Genomic DNA, 14,623 nt, shown 5'->3' on the forward strand with positions numbered 1-14,623 from the left:
TCTTACTTGCCCCTTCCGTGCAGCCGCGTGTTGAGCCCGTCGCTCAGGCCCTCGCCCACGAGGTTGAGCGCAAGCACGGTCAGTACGATGGCCAGCCCCGGGAACAGCGCCATCCACCAGGCCTGGCGCAGCACGGTGCGCGCGGCGCCGACCATGTAGCCCCAGCTCATCTGGTTCGGATCGCCCAGGCCCAGAAAGCTGAGGCTGCTTTCGAGCAGGATGGCGGTGGCCACCATCAGCGAGGCCATCACGATGATGGGCGACATGGCGTTGGGCAATATCTGCGTGAGGATGATGCGCGGCGTCGACTGCCCCGCGAGCAGCGCGGCCTGCACGAAGTCGCGCTGGCGCAGCGTGAGGAACTCGCTGCGCACGAGGCGCGCCACCGGCGGCCACGAGACGATGGCAATGGCCACGACGATGGACTTGATCGAAGGCTCGAAGATCGCCACCAGCACGATGGCCAGTGCGAAGCTCGGCACGGCCTGGAACAGCTCGGTGAAGCGCATCAGCGCCGCATCGATCCAGCCGCCGAAGTAGCCGGCCACCGCGCCGAAGCCGACGCCGATCAGCAGCGCCACGATGGTGGACACCACGCCGATCAAGAGCGAAATGCGCGCGCCGTAGACCAGGCCTGCGAGGATGTCGCGCCCCAGCGTGTCGGTGCCCAGCAGGAAGCCGGGCTCGGTCCAGGGGCGCACGAAGGGCTGCTCGACCATGGCCCACGGGTCGTTGGTGGCGAGCCAGGGTCCGAGCAGTGCAACGGCTGCCACGATCAGCAGCACCACCATGCCGGCCACGGCGCCCTTGTTGCGGCGAAAGCGCCGCCAGAAATCGCTTTGCATCGTCGTCATGTCAGCTCGATCCGCGGATCGACCAGGGTGTAGACCAGGTCGGTGATGAGGTTGAAGAGCACGGCCATCGCGGCCGTCACCAGGAAGGCGCCGAGCAGCAGGCTGTAGTCGCGCTGCAGCAGCGCGTCGAACATCAGGCGGCCGATGCCGGGCCAGGCGAACACGGTCTCGGTGAGCACGGCGCCGCCGATCATTCCGCCGGCCTGGATGCCCGCCAGCGTGACCACCGGCAGCAGCGCATTGCGCAGCACGTGCGCGCGCAGGATGCGGCCGGGCCGCACGCCCTTGGCGCGCGCGGTCTTCACGAAGTCCATCTGTGCCACCTCGAGCATCGCGGCGCGCGTCATGCGTGCGTAGACGGCCATGTAGAACAGCGCGAGCGTGAGCGCCGGCAGCACCAGGTGCTTCGCGACGTCGAGCGCCAGCGCGAAGCCGGTGGCACCCGAGCCCACGGTCAGGAGCCCGAAGCCCGGCAGCCATTCGAGCTGCACCGTGAACACCAGCACCGCCATCAGCGCGAGCCAGTACAGCGGCGTGGCATAGAACAGCAGCGCCACCACGGTGATGGCGCTGTCGACCCAAGTGCCCGCACGCCGCGCCGACAGCGCACCGAGCGTGATGCCGAACAGCAGCGAGAGCGCGAAGGCACTGCCGGTGAGCAGCAGCGTGGCGGGCAGCCGGTCCATGATGAGCTTGAGCACCGGCTGCTGCTGGCGGTACGAGTAGCCGAGGTCGAGCCGCACCACCTTGCCGACGTAGGTGGCGAGCTGCGTCGAGAGCGGCTGGTCGAGCCCGAACTGCGCGCGCAGCTGCGCGACGAACTGCGGGTCGGACGCGCCGGCCTCGCCGGCCAGCACCGACACCGGATCGCCCGGCGCGGCGCGCACCAGCATGAAATTGACCGTCGCGATCAGCAGGATCGCCACCAGGCCCTGCAGCACGCGGGTCAACATGAATTGCGTGCGTTTCATTCGGTCGTCACTCCACGCACTCAGCCGACGCTTGCGTTGCCGAGGCTGTCGTTCAGGCCGATGCCCGAGCTAACGATGTTGCTGAGCTTGGTGCGATAGAGCGTCGGGAAGTTGAGCTCCAGCATCCAGGCCACGGGCACCTCGTCGAGCAGGATCTTCTGCGCCTGCAGGTAGATGGCCTTGCGCTTCTCGGGGTCGGTCTCGCGCGCGCCCGAATCGAACAGCTCGTCGATCTTGGGATTGGAGTAGCCCTCGACGTTGTTGAAAGGCGAGCCCTTGGCGATGTTGGCGGTGGTGTAGTTGCGCGCCACGCCCAGGGCCGGGTCGCCGTACTGGTAGACGTAGGTGAAGGCGAGGTCGTAGTCCCAGTCGTTCAGGCGCTGGTTCCAGCCGGCCACGTCCGTGGCGGTCATCTCGACCTTGATGCCGGCCTGGGCCAGGTTCTGCTTCAGGATCTCGGCCTGCCGCGACCAGGTCTCGCCGTAGGGCAGCGGCAGCAGCCGCAGCGTCTCGCCCTTGTAGCCCGATTCGGCCAGCAGCTTTTTGGCCGTCTCAACGTTGCGCGGGTACTTGGCGACGTCGGTGCTGTGGAATTTGATGTTGCTGTTGAACGGCCCCGTCGCCGGCTTGGCAAAGCCCTGCCACGCGATCTTGGCCATGGCCTCGCGGTCGATGGCGAACATCACGGCCTGGCGGAACTTGACGTTGTCCATCGGCGCCTTGCGGTTGTTCAGCCACAGCCACGAATGCGGCGCGAAGAACTCCCAGCCCTTGGTGGTGACGGCAACGCCCGGCAGCTTGGACAGCCGCTGCACGTCGAAGTACTCGACCGCGCCGCCGGGCACCAGGTCGACCTTGCCCGATTCGAAGGCCGCGGCGCGCGAGGCCGCGTCGGGAATGACGTGGAAGTAGACGCTGTCGACCAGCGGCACGTCTTTCACGTGGTACTTGTCGTTGGCCACGAGCTGGATGTACGAGCCCTTGACCCACTCCTTGAACTTGAACGGCCCGGTGCCGATGGGCGTGGCGTTGGCGGGGTTGGTCGCGAAGTCGGTGCCTTCGTAGATGTGCTTCGGGATCATCGGCATGCTGCCGACCTCGAAGATGCCGATGAAGGGCCCGAAGGGGTACTTGAGCTTGAATTCGACCGTGAGCGGATCGACCGCGCGGATGCTTTCCACCGCAGCCAGGTTGGCCCGCAGGCGTGCGTGCGTCTTGCGCAGGAACACGTCGGCGGAGAACACCACGTCGGCCGAGGTGAAGGGCTTGCCGTCGTGCCAGGTGACGCCGGGCTTGAGCTTGAAGGTGTAGAGCGTGCCTTCCTTGTTGACGGTCCACGCGGTGGCCAGCGAAGGCAGCGGCGTGATCTTCTCGTCGTAGCGCAGCAGGCCTTCGTAGATGTTGCCGGAGATCATCTGCGTCGGGCCGTTCTGCGTGATCCCCAGCATCAGCCCCGGCGGTTCGGGCTGGACGACGGCGTTGATCGTGCCGCCCTTCCTGCCCGCGGCCAGAAGGTGCAGGGGAACGCCGGCCAGCGTCAGGCCGGCGGTGGCGGCGGCACCCATCTGGATGAGGTTGCGACGTTTCATGGGGCGAACTCCTTCTGGCTCTTTCGAGGTGGTGGACAGGGTCAGGGAACGGGAGGGGAAAGCGGGGCGATCAGTCGCGGAACGAGGTGGCCGGCGCGGGCTCGATGCGCTGCAGCAGCGCGCGCCATTCGCGCGCGTTCGGGTCGGCCTGGCCGGGCAGGTGGCTGCCGCCGCCAGCTTCGTATTGCTGCGCGGTCTTCTCGCAGACCTCGGCCGGCACCGGGTAGACCGGCTGGCCGCTCGACTCGATGGCCACCTGCACGCGGCAGGCGCGCTCCAGGTTCAGCATCAGGATGAAGGCCTCCGACACCGTGCGGCCCAACGTCACCAGGCCGTGGTTGCGCAGGATGAGCGCGCGCGCCGTCGGGCCGAGGTCGGCCACGAGGCGCTCGCGCTCCTCGGGGTCGAGCGCGATGCCCTCGAAGTCGTGATAGACCACGCGCTGGTAGAACTGCAGCGCCCACTGGTTGCAGGGCTGCAGCCCGCCGGCCAGCGACGACACCGCCACGCCGGCCACCGTGTGCGTGTGCAGCACGCAGGCCGCGTCGTGGCGCGCCCCGTGCACCGCGCTGTGGATGGTGAAGCCGGCCGGGTTCACGTCGTAGGGCGAGTCGTCGAGGATGCGGCCCGCAAGGTCGATCTTGACCAGCGACGAGGCCGTGATGTCGCGAAACAGCATCCCGAAGGGGTTGATCAGGAACTGGTCTTCGGTGCCCGGCACACGCGCGGAGATGTGCGTGTAGATGCTGTCGTCCATGCCGTAGTGCGCCACCAGCCGGTAGGCCGCGGCCAGGTCCTGTCGAACCTGGCGCTCGGCGTCGGAGACCGGCGGGGCCTTGCGGTCCACTGCGTGCAGTTGCATATCGCGTTCCTTTTCACCGGCCTGGCTGGCAGGCCAAGCCCTTGTTTGGGGTTCATCGGGTTGACTGCAAACTGTCGACAGTCAACCGACGACAGTCTTAAGCAATATGCGGGCCCGAGTTATGGGGTAAGCCCTCGGTCGTCGTCCTTGGAGGCGGGAAAAGCGGCGCCACGAGGGAAGCGGAGCGCCAAAACGCCGGCCGCGCGCACCCGAAGATGCGCGCGGCCGGCGTGGCTGGATATGTCAGTGGTGCGCCCAGGCGCACCGATGAAGTGCTAGGGCAGGCGGCCTTCTGCGCGCAGCCGCGCGCCGATGCGCCGGATCTCGGCCTCGCCCTGGTCGAGCGCCGCCTTGCTGGTGTGCACCGAGTAGTGGCCCATCACCAGTTCGTGCGGATGCTTCACGGCCGAGCCCAACACGAAGGCCGTATCGCCACGGGCCACGAAGTCGATGGCCTCGGCGGACTCTTCGAAGACCGCGAGTTCGCCGGCGACGATCGGACCGCCCGTGCCGTCGTCCGCTTCGAGCCCGCCGACGTTGACCGCGACCCAGCCCACCGTGTGGCCCGCGGGCGGCGTGTAGCGCCAACGCTCGCCGTCCTTCAGCTCCACGGCCAGGTAGTTCATCGACGCCGGCGCGGCAATCGCGCTCTGCGCCGCGCCGTAGCGCCCGAGCAGCACGCGCGCCGGGCCTTCCTTCGGCACCTGCGAGGGCGCGAGGTACATGCTCTGCGCCGGTGCGTTCTCTTCCGAGGCCGGCAGCGCCACCCAAAGCTGGAAACCGCGCACGCGCTCCACGCCCGGCGCGGGTGCGCCCGTGTGCCATACGCCGTTGCCGGCGCGCATCCACTCGACGCCGCCGCCGAGCAGCGTGCCTTGCTCGCCGGTCGTGTCTTCATACAGCGTGTCGCCCTCCATCAGCCAGGTCAGCGTGGCGATGCCCGAGTGCGGGTGCAGGCCGAAGCCCTTGTGGCCGTCCGTGACGTCGAAGCCGAAGAGATCGAGAAACACGAAGGGCTTGAGGAATTCGCCCAGGTCGCCGGGGCTCATCAGCCGCGTGATGCCGCCATGGCGCGAGCCGCGCGTGCGGTAGACGATGGCGCGGGCCCGGGTGTCGATGGTGGTGCTCATTGGAAATGCCTCTGTGTGCATGGGGTGCTCCAAAACCATATGGAAGAAAGGGGTCAGGCGACCGCGGCAGCCGGCCGGGACGCGGGCCACGTGCGCCAGGCGACGAAGCCCGACAGCAGCCCCAACACCACCGCCGGCGCGGGGTTGCCGCCGATCAGCCCCAGGTGCGTGGCCACGGCGCAGACCATGGTCGCGGCCAACAGCAGGCCGCCGAGAAAGCCGGTCGCGGGTACGAGCAGCAGCAATGCCCCGCCGACCTCGACCAGTCCGGTCAGGTAGCGGAACCACTGGCCGAAGCCGATCGCGTCGAACACCTGGACCATCTGCTGCGCACCGGCCAGCTTGGCGGCGCCCGCGGCGCCGAAAGCCAGCGCCAGAAAGATGCGGACGCCCCAGACGATGCGGCGCTGCACCGGGGTGGAGGAGGGAGAAGGAAGTGATGTGGAAGTCATGGGCACAAGGTTAGGTACGCCCCCATTGATCGACTAGACGCTACAGTCGGATTGCACTCGTCCACAGATCGAAGGAATCAGTCCATCATGCTCGACCTCAACGACATCGCCTTGTTCGTGCAGGTGGTGCGCCACGGCAGCTTCGCCGAAGCGGCCCGGCGGCAGGGCCTGCCGCCGAACACCGTGAGCCGGCGCATCCAGCAGCTCGAATCGCAGCTCGGCACGCGGCTGATGCAGCGCTCGACCCGCAAGCTGACGCTGACCAGCGCCGGGCGGGAGTTTCATGACCAGTGCGCGGGGTCGATCGACGGGCTGGTGGCGGCCGGGCAGGCGCTGGTCGCCGGAGGGCAGGAGCCCAGCGGCCTCGTGCGCGTGGCCGCGCCGGCGGATTTCTTCGATTTCTTCCCGATGGAATGGGTCTCGGACTTTCTGGCGGCGCATCCGCTGGTCAAGCTCGACTTCGTGCTCAGCGATGCGAGCGCAGACCTCATCGCGGAGCGGATCGACGTGGCCTTCCGGGGCGGCGTGCTGCGCGATTCGGGCTACATCGGCCGGCGGCTGGCAACGCGCAGCGGCGGCCTGCTGGCAAGTCCCGACTACATCGCGCGGCGCGGCGAGCCCCGGAACCTGCAGGACCTCGCGAACCACGACTGCGTGACACCGCCGCACGCTGCCGGCACCACCACCTGGCGCCTTGCGGGACCCGATGGGGTCGAGGAAGAAGTGCAGGTCACCGGGCGATTCACCGGCAATACGGCGCAGGCGCTGCGCAAGGCGGCGCTGGCCGGGCTGGGCATCGCGCAGCTGCCGCCGGCGATGGCGACGCGCGACGAACAGGAGGGACGGCTGGTGCGCGTGCTGCCGCAGTACCGGTACACCGGGCGAGGGCTCAGTGTGGTGTATCCGAGCCGCAAGCACCTGCCGCTGGCGGTGTCGGCGTTCATCGACCTGGTGATCGGCAAGCTCGACCAGATCGACGTGCTGCAGGAGCCACCGCCTCCACGGAAGGCCTGAGCGCTGGCGCCTTTTTCGTTTCCACTGAAAATGCCACCCCATGAAAATCGAAAAAGACACCGTCGTCACCATCAAGTACAAGGTCTCCGACGCCCAGGGCAAGCTCATCGAAGCCAGCCCCGAGCCCATGGCCTACCTGCATGGCGGGTACGAGAACACGCTGCCGAAGATCGAGGAAGCGCTCGATGGCAAGGAAAAGGGTTACCAGACCGTGCTGAACCTCGCGCCCGAAGACGCCTTCGGCCAGCGCGACGAAACGCTGGTGCGCAGCATTCCCAAGACCGACTTTCCGCCGGGCGTGAAGGTGGGCGGGCAGCTGCAGGGCCGGCTCGACGATGGGCGCGAGCATGTCTTCACGGTCACCAAGATCAAGGGCCCGGTCGTGCTGCTCGACGGCAACCATCCGTGGGCCGGCAAGGCGCTGAAGTTCAGCCTGCAGGTGACGGACGTGCGCACGGCGCTGCCGGTGGAAATCGAGCACCGGCATGTGCATGGGGCGCACGGGCACCATCACTGAACCCGAGAGGCGCCCGGCCGTTCAGCTCTTCTTCCAGAACCGCGGCGCATCCCCGATCTTCTCCAGCGCCTTGCGGCAAGCGCTCGCGCCGGCCGCGCGCCTTGAACTGAACCAGCCCACCGCAAACCACGCACGCGCATCGCGCGCGGCGGCTTCGCGGTACAGCGCGAGCGCCACGACCTCGTCGTTGAACTCGCCCAGCGCGTCCTGCGCGGGGCGCAGTGCTTTCAGGTAGCGCCCGGCGGCGCTGCCGTCTCCCTTCTCGAACAGCGGCGCCGCGAACTCGGCGAGGTAGCGCAGGCGCTTGAGCCGCTTGCGCACGCGGTGCTGGCTTTCGGCGTCGAGCGACTCGAAGCGCTTGCCGTCGCGCCGCACCTGTTTGTGCAGATGCTGCAGGTGTTCACGCAGCAGGCGGTGGGCTGCATCGGCGTCGATCGGCACGGGTTCCGATGAGGCTTCCGCGGGCTTCGCGGCAGTAAAGCCGATCAGCGAAACGAGCACGTTCTGGAATGCCGGGGCGCGCACGACGTCGCCGGGCGAGGGGGTGTGGGCTGCCGTGTCGTCGCCGGCCAGCGGGTCGAAATCCGGCGCGCCCGCCTCGCTCAACTTGGGCTGCGCGAGCTTCACGACCTGCTCGCGGTCGCGCAATGCTCCGAGCGCGCGGAAGGCGTCGACCAGCGGCGGCTCCCAATGGGCCGCGTCGAACAGGTCCGAAGCCGTGTCGAGCTCCGCCAGTTCGCGCAGCGCCGTGCGCAGCCGGCGGATGCCGATGCGCAACTGGTGGATCTGCTCTTCGTCCGTGCTGCCCGCCGCGATCTCGCTGGCATTGGGCAGCATCTGCGCCAGGCACGACGCCACCACGGCCTGCTGAACGCTCCGCCCGTCGGGGTGCTGCGCGCCGAAGCGCGGCGCTTCGGCCTTCACCGCCTCCACGGTCTCCTGCGCCGCCAGCAAGCGCCCCCCGCGCTCCGCCTTGGACACGGTGCTGAACCACAGCCCATGCTGCTGCGACCAACGCCGTGCGAGCGACACGAGGCCCTGCACGTCGCCGCGCTTCAGCTCGAGTTCCAATTCGCACACCGGCGATTCGCGTTGCCCGGCCGTGCCCGCGTGCGCGGCGACCTTGCCGACGTCGAGTGCCATTTCCACCACCGCGCCATCGGGCCCCGCAACGCGCACGTCGCGCGTGAGCCGCACGATGTCGGTCGATTGCCGTTCGACCAGCGGCGCGCCGCCGCCGTCGGCCAGCAGCTTCGCGAGCCGGTCGCCCACGGGCGTGCCCTGGTGGCGCTGCGGATCGATCTGCGGCGCCGCGCCCGCCGTGCCCAGGTCGACGTTGTGCTCCAGGCGGTGCAGGGCGTTGTCGCCGGTGGCCTTCACCGTCTGCACCCAGCGCGGTCCCTCCTTGCGCAGCCGCAGCACCATGCCATGGGCGGCCAGCCGCTGGTCGGCGGTGTCGAAATAGCGGGCCTGCAGGCGGGTGCGCACGACGGCGCCGCGCTTCAGGGCGGCTTCGACGGCTTTCAGGCGGCCGGCGGGAATGCAGAACTTGAACTCGATTTCCATGCGGCCATGATGCTCCGTCTTTTTCGCTCCCCGCAATGGCTCCGTTGTGCGCCCGATCCGCTCGATCGAAAGAAGATGTGGACGCCGTCCATTTTCTTTGATATCTTTTGTGGACGGCGTACACAAACATGCCGGCAAGCAGCCGATCCACCCCTTCATAGACACAGGAAACACCATGGCCAACAAGCAGATCTTCGTGAACCTCCCCGTCAAGAACCTGGAGAAGTCCAAGGCTTTCTTCGCTGCGCTGGGCTACACCTTCAACGAACAGTTCACCGATGCGAATGCGGCGTGCATGGTGATCCAGAAAGACAGCATCCACGCCATGCTGCTGGTCGAGGACTTCTTCAAGACCTTCACGACCAAGAGCCTCACCGACACCAGCAAGAGCACCGAAGTGCTGCTGTGCCTGTCGTGCGAGAGCCGCGCCGAAGTCGATGCCATGGTCGCCAAGGCGGTGGCCGCCGGCGGCACGGTGCCGCGCGAGCCGCAGGACTATGGCTTCATGTACGGCCACGGCTTCCAGGACATCGACGGCCACCTCTGGGAGTTGATGTACATGGATCCCAACGCCGCGGTGACGCATCAGAACCCCTGATGCCGATCGTTCCATACGCGCTCTTCACTGTTGCAGGGAAGGCGTCTACCGGAAGGCGGCGGCGGCCCGATATTCCAGGCACCGGCAAGGCATCATCGGCCGAGCCTCACCTGGAAAGGAACAACCGCATGTCCGACAACAACAACAGCGAGCGCAACAGCCCCATCGTGAAGATCGCACCCCTCGGTTTCCCGTGGCAGACGATCGACCCGTTCCTGTTCTGCGTGTACCACGACGACGCCTACCCGAAGGCCAACGGCCGCATGGGCCCCGAGGCGTCGCTGGCCGGCCGCCAGATCGGCCAGGACTTCAGCCGCAAGGACGGCTGGAGCATGTACCACGGCGATACGGTGCCGGGCTTTCCCTCGCATCCGCACCGCGGCTTCGAGACCGTGACCATCGTGCGCAAGGGGCTGGTCGACCATTCCGATTCGCTGGGCGCCACCGCGCGCTTCGGCGGCGGCGACGTGCAATGGCTCACGGCCGGCAAGGGCATCGTGCATTCGGAGATGTTCCCGCTGCTCGACAACGGCGCGGCCAATCCGCTCGAGCTGTTCCAGATCTGGCTCAACCTGCCCGCGAAGAACAAGATGGCCGAGCCGCACTTCACGATGTTCTGGTCGGAGGCCATTCCGCGCTTCGCATCCGATGACGCGAAGGGCGGGCGCACCGAGGTCGCGGTGATCGCCGGCCGCCTCGGCGATGCAGCGGACGGCCAGGAGCCGATCCACCCGCTCTCGCCGCCACCCGATTCATGGGCCGCGCAGGCCGGTGCCGACGTGGCGATCTGGACGCTGAAGATGACGCCCGGCGCGCAATGGACGCTGCCGGCCGCCACGGGCGAGGGCACGCGACGGATGCTCTATTTCTTCAAGGGCGCGATGGCGTACCTCGCCGGCCAGCGCATCGAAGGCCCGGTCGCCGTCGAACTGCGCGCGGATGCCGCGGTCGAGCTGGTCAACGGCGACGACGAAGCCAGCGAATTCCTCGTGCTGCAGGGCCGCCCGATCGCCGAGCCGGTGGCGCAGTACGGCCCCTTCGTGATGAACACGCAGGCCGAGATCAGCCAGACCATGGCCGACTACCGCCGCACGCAGTTCGGCGGCTGGCCGTGGAACGACCCGGCGCCGGTGCACGGCCGCGAGGCTGCGCGCTTCGCGCTCCATCCGGACGGCCGCAAGGAAACCCCCGCAGGCTGACCGGAGGCGGGCAATCAGAATTTTTTCAGGGCTTCCATGCCGGGAGCGGTCATGCTCGGCACGAACTCGGTCACGTCCACCCGCGCGACACCACCCTGCACGAACGGGTCGCGCGCCAGCACCGATTCGAGCCCCTCACGGTCGCCCGAGCGCGCGAGGATCACTCCGCCCGTGCGCGGCACCTGCCGCCCCGACGCCACGAACAACCCGCTTTCGTAGTGCTTCTTGAGCCAGGTCATGTGCGCGTCCATCAGCGCATCGACCTCTTCGAGGGGGCGGGTGTAGGTGAGGGTGGCGATGAACATGGGCAGGACGGCAGCGATGAATTCGAAGGCCCCGATCCTATGGCCTCCGCACGGTGCCGGCGCCCCCGAGGTGTGTCTTCCGCGTAACGAACTGCTCCGTACGGCGCCGGCCCATCGGCCTACTCGATCGCCACGCCGCCTTCCTTCACGAGCTTCCCGAATTTGGCGGTTTCTTCGCGGATCTGCCGCGCCATCTCTTCCTGCGTGCCGCCCAGCGGCTCGGCGCCGATGGCCTGCATGCGCTGCGCGAAGTCGGGCGATCTGATGATCTTCACCATCTCGGTGTTGAGCCGCGCAACGATCTCCTTCGGCGTGGCCGCCGGCGCGAGCACGCCGAACCAGGTGCCGATGTCGAAGCCCTTGAGACCCGCCTCTTCCAGCGTCGGCACGTCGGGCAGCACCGACGAGCGGCGCACGGTAGTCACGGCCAGCGCGCGCAGCTTGCCGCCCTTGATGTGCTGCAGCACCGGCGTGATGGTGTCGAAGGACATGGCCACCTGCCCGCCGAGCAGGTCGGTGGTAAGCGGGCCGCTGCCCTTGTACGGCACGTGCAGCAGCGTGGTGCCGGTGCTGGCCTGGAACTGCGTGCCGATCAGGTGCTGCGCCGTGCCGTTGCCGTTGGAGCCATAGGCCAGCTTGCCGGGTGCGGCCTTGGCGAGCGCAACCAGCTCGGCCACGTTCTTCGCGGGCGTGCTGGCCGCGTTGATGACCAGCACGTTGGGCACCATGGCCACGACGGTGATCGGCGCCAAGTCTTTCTGGAAATCGTAGGGCAGTTTCTTGTAGACGCTGGTGGCGATGGTGTGGTGCACCGCGCCCATCAGCAGCGTGTAGCCATCGGGCTTGGCCTTGGCGACGTAATCGGCGCCGAGCGTGGCGCCCGCGCCGGGCCTGCTCTCGACAACGACAGGCTGGCCGAGGGACTGCGACAGCTTTTCGGCCAGCGCACGGGCCAACACGTCGGTGGTGCCGCCGGCCGGGAAGGGCACGACGAGGCTGAGGGGCCGCGTGGCCCAGGCGGCCGGCTGCGCGAAGGCCAGTGCGGCAGTGCCCAGGCCCAGCGCCAGGGCGCCGGCCCGCAGCACGGTGCGCCTGCCCTGGATGAAAGGGAAAGAAGAAGCGGTCATGGTCTTGTCTCTGGCTCGTTGTTGTCGTGCCCGGCTGCATCGAGGCGCGCCGCGGCGGGGGCCTGGGTTCAGGCCGGGAGGCCTTGCCGCGCACTGGCGATGTGCTCGCACACGGCACGCGTCACCTGCGCAGTGGTGGCGTTGCCGCCGAGGTCGCGCGTGTGCAGCGACCGGTTCGCGGTGACGTGCTCCACGGCCTCCATCACGCGGCGCGCGGCCTGGACTTCGCCCAGGTGCTCGAGCAGCATCACGACCGACCAGAAGGTGCCGACCGGATTGGCCAGCCCCTTGCCCATGATGTCGAAGGCCGAGCCGTGGATCGGCTCGAACATCGAGGGATAGCGCCGCTCGGGATCAATGTTGCCGGTGGGCGCAATGCCCAGGCTGCCCGCCAGTGCGGCAGCGAGGTCGCTGAGGATGTCGGCATGCAGGTTGGTCGCGACGATGGTGTCCAGCGATGCCGGCCGGTTGATCATGCGCGCGGTGGAGGCGTCGACCAGCTCCTTGTCCCAGGTGACGTCCGGAAACTCCCTGGAGATCTGCAGCGCGATCTCGTCCCACATCACCATCGCGTGGCGCTGGGCGTTGCTCTTGGTGATGACGGTCAGCAGCTTGCGGGGGCGTGACTGGGCCAGCTTGAAGGCGAAGCGCATGATCCGCTCGACGCCGGCGCGGGTCATCATGCTCACGTCGGTGGCGGCTTCGATCGGGTGGCCCTGGTGCACGCGGCCGCCGACGCCGGCGTACTCGCCTTCGGAGTTCTCGCGCACGATGACCCAGTTCAGGTCGTCCGGGCCGCAGCGCTTGAGCGGGCCGTCGATGCCCGGCAGGATGCGCGTCGGGCGCACGTTGGCGTACTGGTCGAAGCCCTGGCAGATCTTCAGGCGCAGGCCCCAGAGGGTGATGTGGTCGGGAATGTGCGGGTCGCCGGCGGAGCCGAAGAGGATGGCGTCCTTCTTGCGCAGCGCGTCGAGGCCATCGGCCGGCATCATCACGCCGTGCTCGCGGAAGTAATCGCCGCCCCAGCCGAAATCCTCGAAGGTGAAGTTCAGCGCGCCGTTGGAGGCTGCGGCCAGCGCCTCCATCACTTCGCGTCCGGCCGGGATCACTTCCTTGCCGATGCCGTCGCCGGGAATGGTGGCAATGCTGTAGCTGCTCATCGATGTCCTTCATGGAATGCTGCTGGGGAGCTGCCACTTTAGGAGCGGGTGCACCCAACGATTCGCGCTCGAAGTCAATCCATCGTTAACCTGCATTCAACAATCGGACAGACACATGGCGAGACCGCGCGGCCAGCGGGAAGAACATGCAGGCGATGCCAGGAACGAGGCCGTGGTGTTGTCGCGGACCGGACCTGCACGGCGGCACCGTTTCTCTTAGATTCGACCGTCGCATCTTTTACCCACTGGAGACTCTTTCAATGATTCACGTCGTCGCCGTCATCACCGCCAAGCCCGGCCAGCGCGCCAGACTGCTCGAAGCCTTCGCCGGGAACCGCGCGGCCGTGCTGGCCGAAGCGGGCTGCATCGAATACGCCGCCACGGTCGATGCGCAAGGCATTCCGACGTCCAAGGCCAGCTTCGGCCCCGACACCTTTGTCGTCGTCGAGAAGTGGGAAACGCTGGCGCACCTGCAGGCCCATGCCGTGGCCCCGCACATGAAAGCCCACGGCGAGAAGACCAAGGAATTCGTCGACAGCAAGCTGATCCACGTGCTCGAACCTGCCTGAGGCCGCAGGCGCAAGCCCGGCTTCGCGCGCGCCGCGATGCGTGCTACCGTCGCGGCGGGAGAGCAGGCATCACCGATGCCCCACGGAGAGAGGGACCGAAGACATGGCGATCTTTCGTTCGCATGGTTTCCGCTTGCGCGCCGCCATCGCAACCGGTGGGTTGCTGGCAGCCGTTCTTCTGACGACCGGCTGCGCGCCGCTTCTCGCGCCGCCCTATGCGGCCGACTACGAGACGCTCGACCGGCTCGAGGCCACGCGCCCCGGCATGGTGGCCGTCGCGAAGGCGCAGCCCGTCGATACGGAAGACAAGGTCAACACGGTGCGCCTGCGCGGCGCGAAGCTGGTGTCGCCCAGCGGCAGCTTCGCGCAGTACCTGCAGGACGCGCTGATGCGCGACCTCGCCGAAATCTCGGCCTACGACCCGAAGGCGCCGACGCGCATCGCGGCGCGCATCCTGGCCAACGAGATCGACCTGGGCATCATCAACGGCACGGGCCGCATGGACGTGGAGGTGACCGTCATGCGCGACGCCACGCCGCGCCTGCGCAAGACCTACCGTGCGGAGACCGCCTTCGATTCGAGCTACGCGAACATCGTCGCCGTGCCGGCGGGGCAGGCCGCGTATCCGCGCCTCGTGCGCGCCCTGCTGCGGGAGGTGTATGCCGATCCGCAGTTCGTGGCCGCCATCGGCCGTTGACGGCAGACATCCC

General features: G+C 67.9%; 16 protein-coding genes. 6 read left to right on the top strand and 10 right to left on the bottom strand.

What is annotated here, in order from left to right; translation table 11 throughout:
- Window positions 1–2: 2 nt before the first annotated feature.
- The 6 genes from ACEN9N_RS24185 to ACEN9N_RS24210 form a co-directional block, all read right to left on the bottom strand.
- Window positions 3–854 (bottom strand): ABC transporter permease, encoded by an 852-nt coding sequence (locus ACEN9N_RS24185; RefSeq protein WP_495654696.1) that lies wholly within the window; start codon window positions 852–854, stop codon window positions 3–5.
- On the bottom strand, window positions 851–1,825 hold the full coding sequence (locus tag ACEN9N_RS24190; RefSeq protein ID WP_495654697.1) for an ABC transporter permease: 975 nt from the start codon (window positions 1,823–1,825) through the stop codon (window positions 851–853). Before ACEN9N_RS24190 ends, ACEN9N_RS24185 begins: the two co-directional genes overlap by 4 nt.
- A 20-nt stretch (window positions 1,826–1,845) precedes the next feature.
- Window positions 1,846–3,414, bottom strand: a complete 1,569-nt coding sequence (locus ACEN9N_RS24195) for an ABC transporter substrate-binding protein (protein WP_495654698.1) — start codon at window positions 3,412–3,414, stop codon at window positions 1,846–1,848.
- 70 nt (window positions 3,415–3,484) lie between these two features.
- The gene (locus ACEN9N_RS24200) at window positions 3,485–4,276 is read right to left on the bottom strand and encodes a class II aldolase/adducin family protein (protein WP_413314153.1); all 792 of its coding nucleotides are present in this window, start codon (window positions 4,274–4,276) and stop codon (window positions 3,485–3,487) included.
- Between the two features lie 275 nt (window positions 4,277–4,551).
- Window positions 4,552–5,406 carry a pirin family protein gene (locus tag ACEN9N_RS24205; protein WP_495654699.1) on the bottom strand — a complete coding sequence of 285 codons (855 nt, stop codon included), beginning with the start codon at window positions 5,404–5,406 and terminating at the stop codon, window positions 4,552–4,554.
- A 53-nt stretch (window positions 5,407–5,459) separates the two neighbouring features.
- A complete protein-coding gene (locus tag ACEN9N_RS24210) occupies window positions 5,460–5,858 on the bottom strand; it encodes a DoxX family protein (protein WP_495654700.1) in 399 nt (132 codons plus the stop codon).
- A gap of 87 nt (window positions 5,859–5,945) precedes the next feature.
- Between ACEN9N_RS24210 and ACEN9N_RS24215 the strand changes: the two genes are divergently transcribed.
- Together ACEN9N_RS24215 and ACEN9N_RS24220 are read left to right on the top strand one after the other, a co-directional pair.
- On the top strand, window positions 5,946–6,872 hold the full coding sequence (locus ACEN9N_RS24215) for a LysR family transcriptional regulator (protein WP_495654701.1): 927 nt from the start codon (window positions 5,946–5,948) through the stop codon (window positions 6,870–6,872).
- Window positions 6,873–6,912: 40 nt separating this feature from the next.
- Entirely contained in the window at window positions 6,913–7,389 is a 477-nt protein-coding gene (locus ACEN9N_RS24220; RefSeq protein ID WP_007828578.1) for an FKBP-type peptidyl-prolyl cis-trans isomerase, read from the top strand.
- A gap of 21 nt (window positions 7,390–7,410) precedes the next feature.
- Here ACEN9N_RS24220 and ACEN9N_RS24225 read toward each other — a convergent pair whose 3' ends face one another.
- Window positions 7,411–8,955: a CYTH and CHAD domain-containing protein gene (locus ACEN9N_RS24225; protein WP_495654702.1), complete on the bottom strand. Its 1,545-nt coding sequence runs from the start codon at window positions 8,953–8,955 to the stop codon at window positions 7,411–7,413.
- A 175-nt stretch (window positions 8,956–9,130) separates the two neighbouring features.
- Here ACEN9N_RS24225 and ACEN9N_RS24230 point away from each other — a divergent pair, with 175 nt between their 5' ends.
- Both ACEN9N_RS24230 and ACEN9N_RS24235 read left to right on the top strand, forming a co-directional pair.
- Window positions 9,131–9,553, top strand: coding sequence for a VOC family protein (locus ACEN9N_RS24230; RefSeq protein WP_007828571.1), 423 nt, complete (start codon window positions 9,131–9,133; stop codon window positions 9,551–9,553).
- Between the two features lie 128 nt (window positions 9,554–9,681).
- The gene (locus ACEN9N_RS24235) at window positions 9,682–10,752 is read left to right on the top strand and encodes a pirin family protein (RefSeq protein ID WP_495654703.1); all 1,071 of its coding nucleotides are present in this window, start codon (window positions 9,682–9,684) and stop codon (window positions 10,750–10,752) included.
- A gap of 14 nt (window positions 10,753–10,766) precedes the next feature.
- Here ACEN9N_RS24235 and ACEN9N_RS24240 read toward each other — a convergent pair whose 3' ends face one another.
- From ACEN9N_RS24240 to ACEN9N_RS24250, 3 genes are all read right to left on the bottom strand, one after another.
- Window positions 10,767–11,057, bottom strand: coding sequence for a YciI family protein (locus ACEN9N_RS24240; protein WP_413313681.1), 291 nt, complete (start codon window positions 11,055–11,057; stop codon window positions 10,767–10,769).
- Between the two features lie 119 nt (window positions 11,058–11,176).
- Complete coding sequence (locus tag ACEN9N_RS24245) at window positions 11,177–12,184, bottom strand: Bug family tripartite tricarboxylate transporter substrate binding protein (RefSeq protein ID WP_495654704.1); 1,008 nt, start codon at window positions 12,182–12,184, stop codon at window positions 11,177–11,179.
- Window positions 12,185–12,252: 68 nt separating this feature from the next.
- A complete protein-coding gene (locus tag ACEN9N_RS24250; protein ID WP_007828563.1) occupies window positions 12,253–13,344 on the bottom strand; it encodes a tartrate dehydrogenase in 1,092 nt (363 codons plus the stop codon).
- A 260-nt stretch (window positions 13,345–13,604) separates the two neighbouring features.
- Between ACEN9N_RS24250 and ACEN9N_RS24255 the strand changes: the two genes are divergently transcribed.
- A complete protein-coding gene (locus ACEN9N_RS24255; protein ID WP_413313679.1) occupies window positions 13,605–13,913 on the top strand; it encodes a putative quinol monooxygenase in 309 nt (102 codons plus the stop codon).
- A gap of 103 nt (window positions 13,914–14,016) precedes the next feature.
- Complete coding sequence (locus ACEN9N_RS24260; RefSeq protein ID WP_495654705.1) at window positions 14,017–14,610, top strand: hypothetical protein; 594 nt, start codon at window positions 14,017–14,019, stop codon at window positions 14,608–14,610.
- The last annotated feature ends 13 nt before the right edge of the window (window positions 14,611–14,623 follow it).

Source organism: Variovorax sp. Varisp46 (assembly GCF_059491885.1).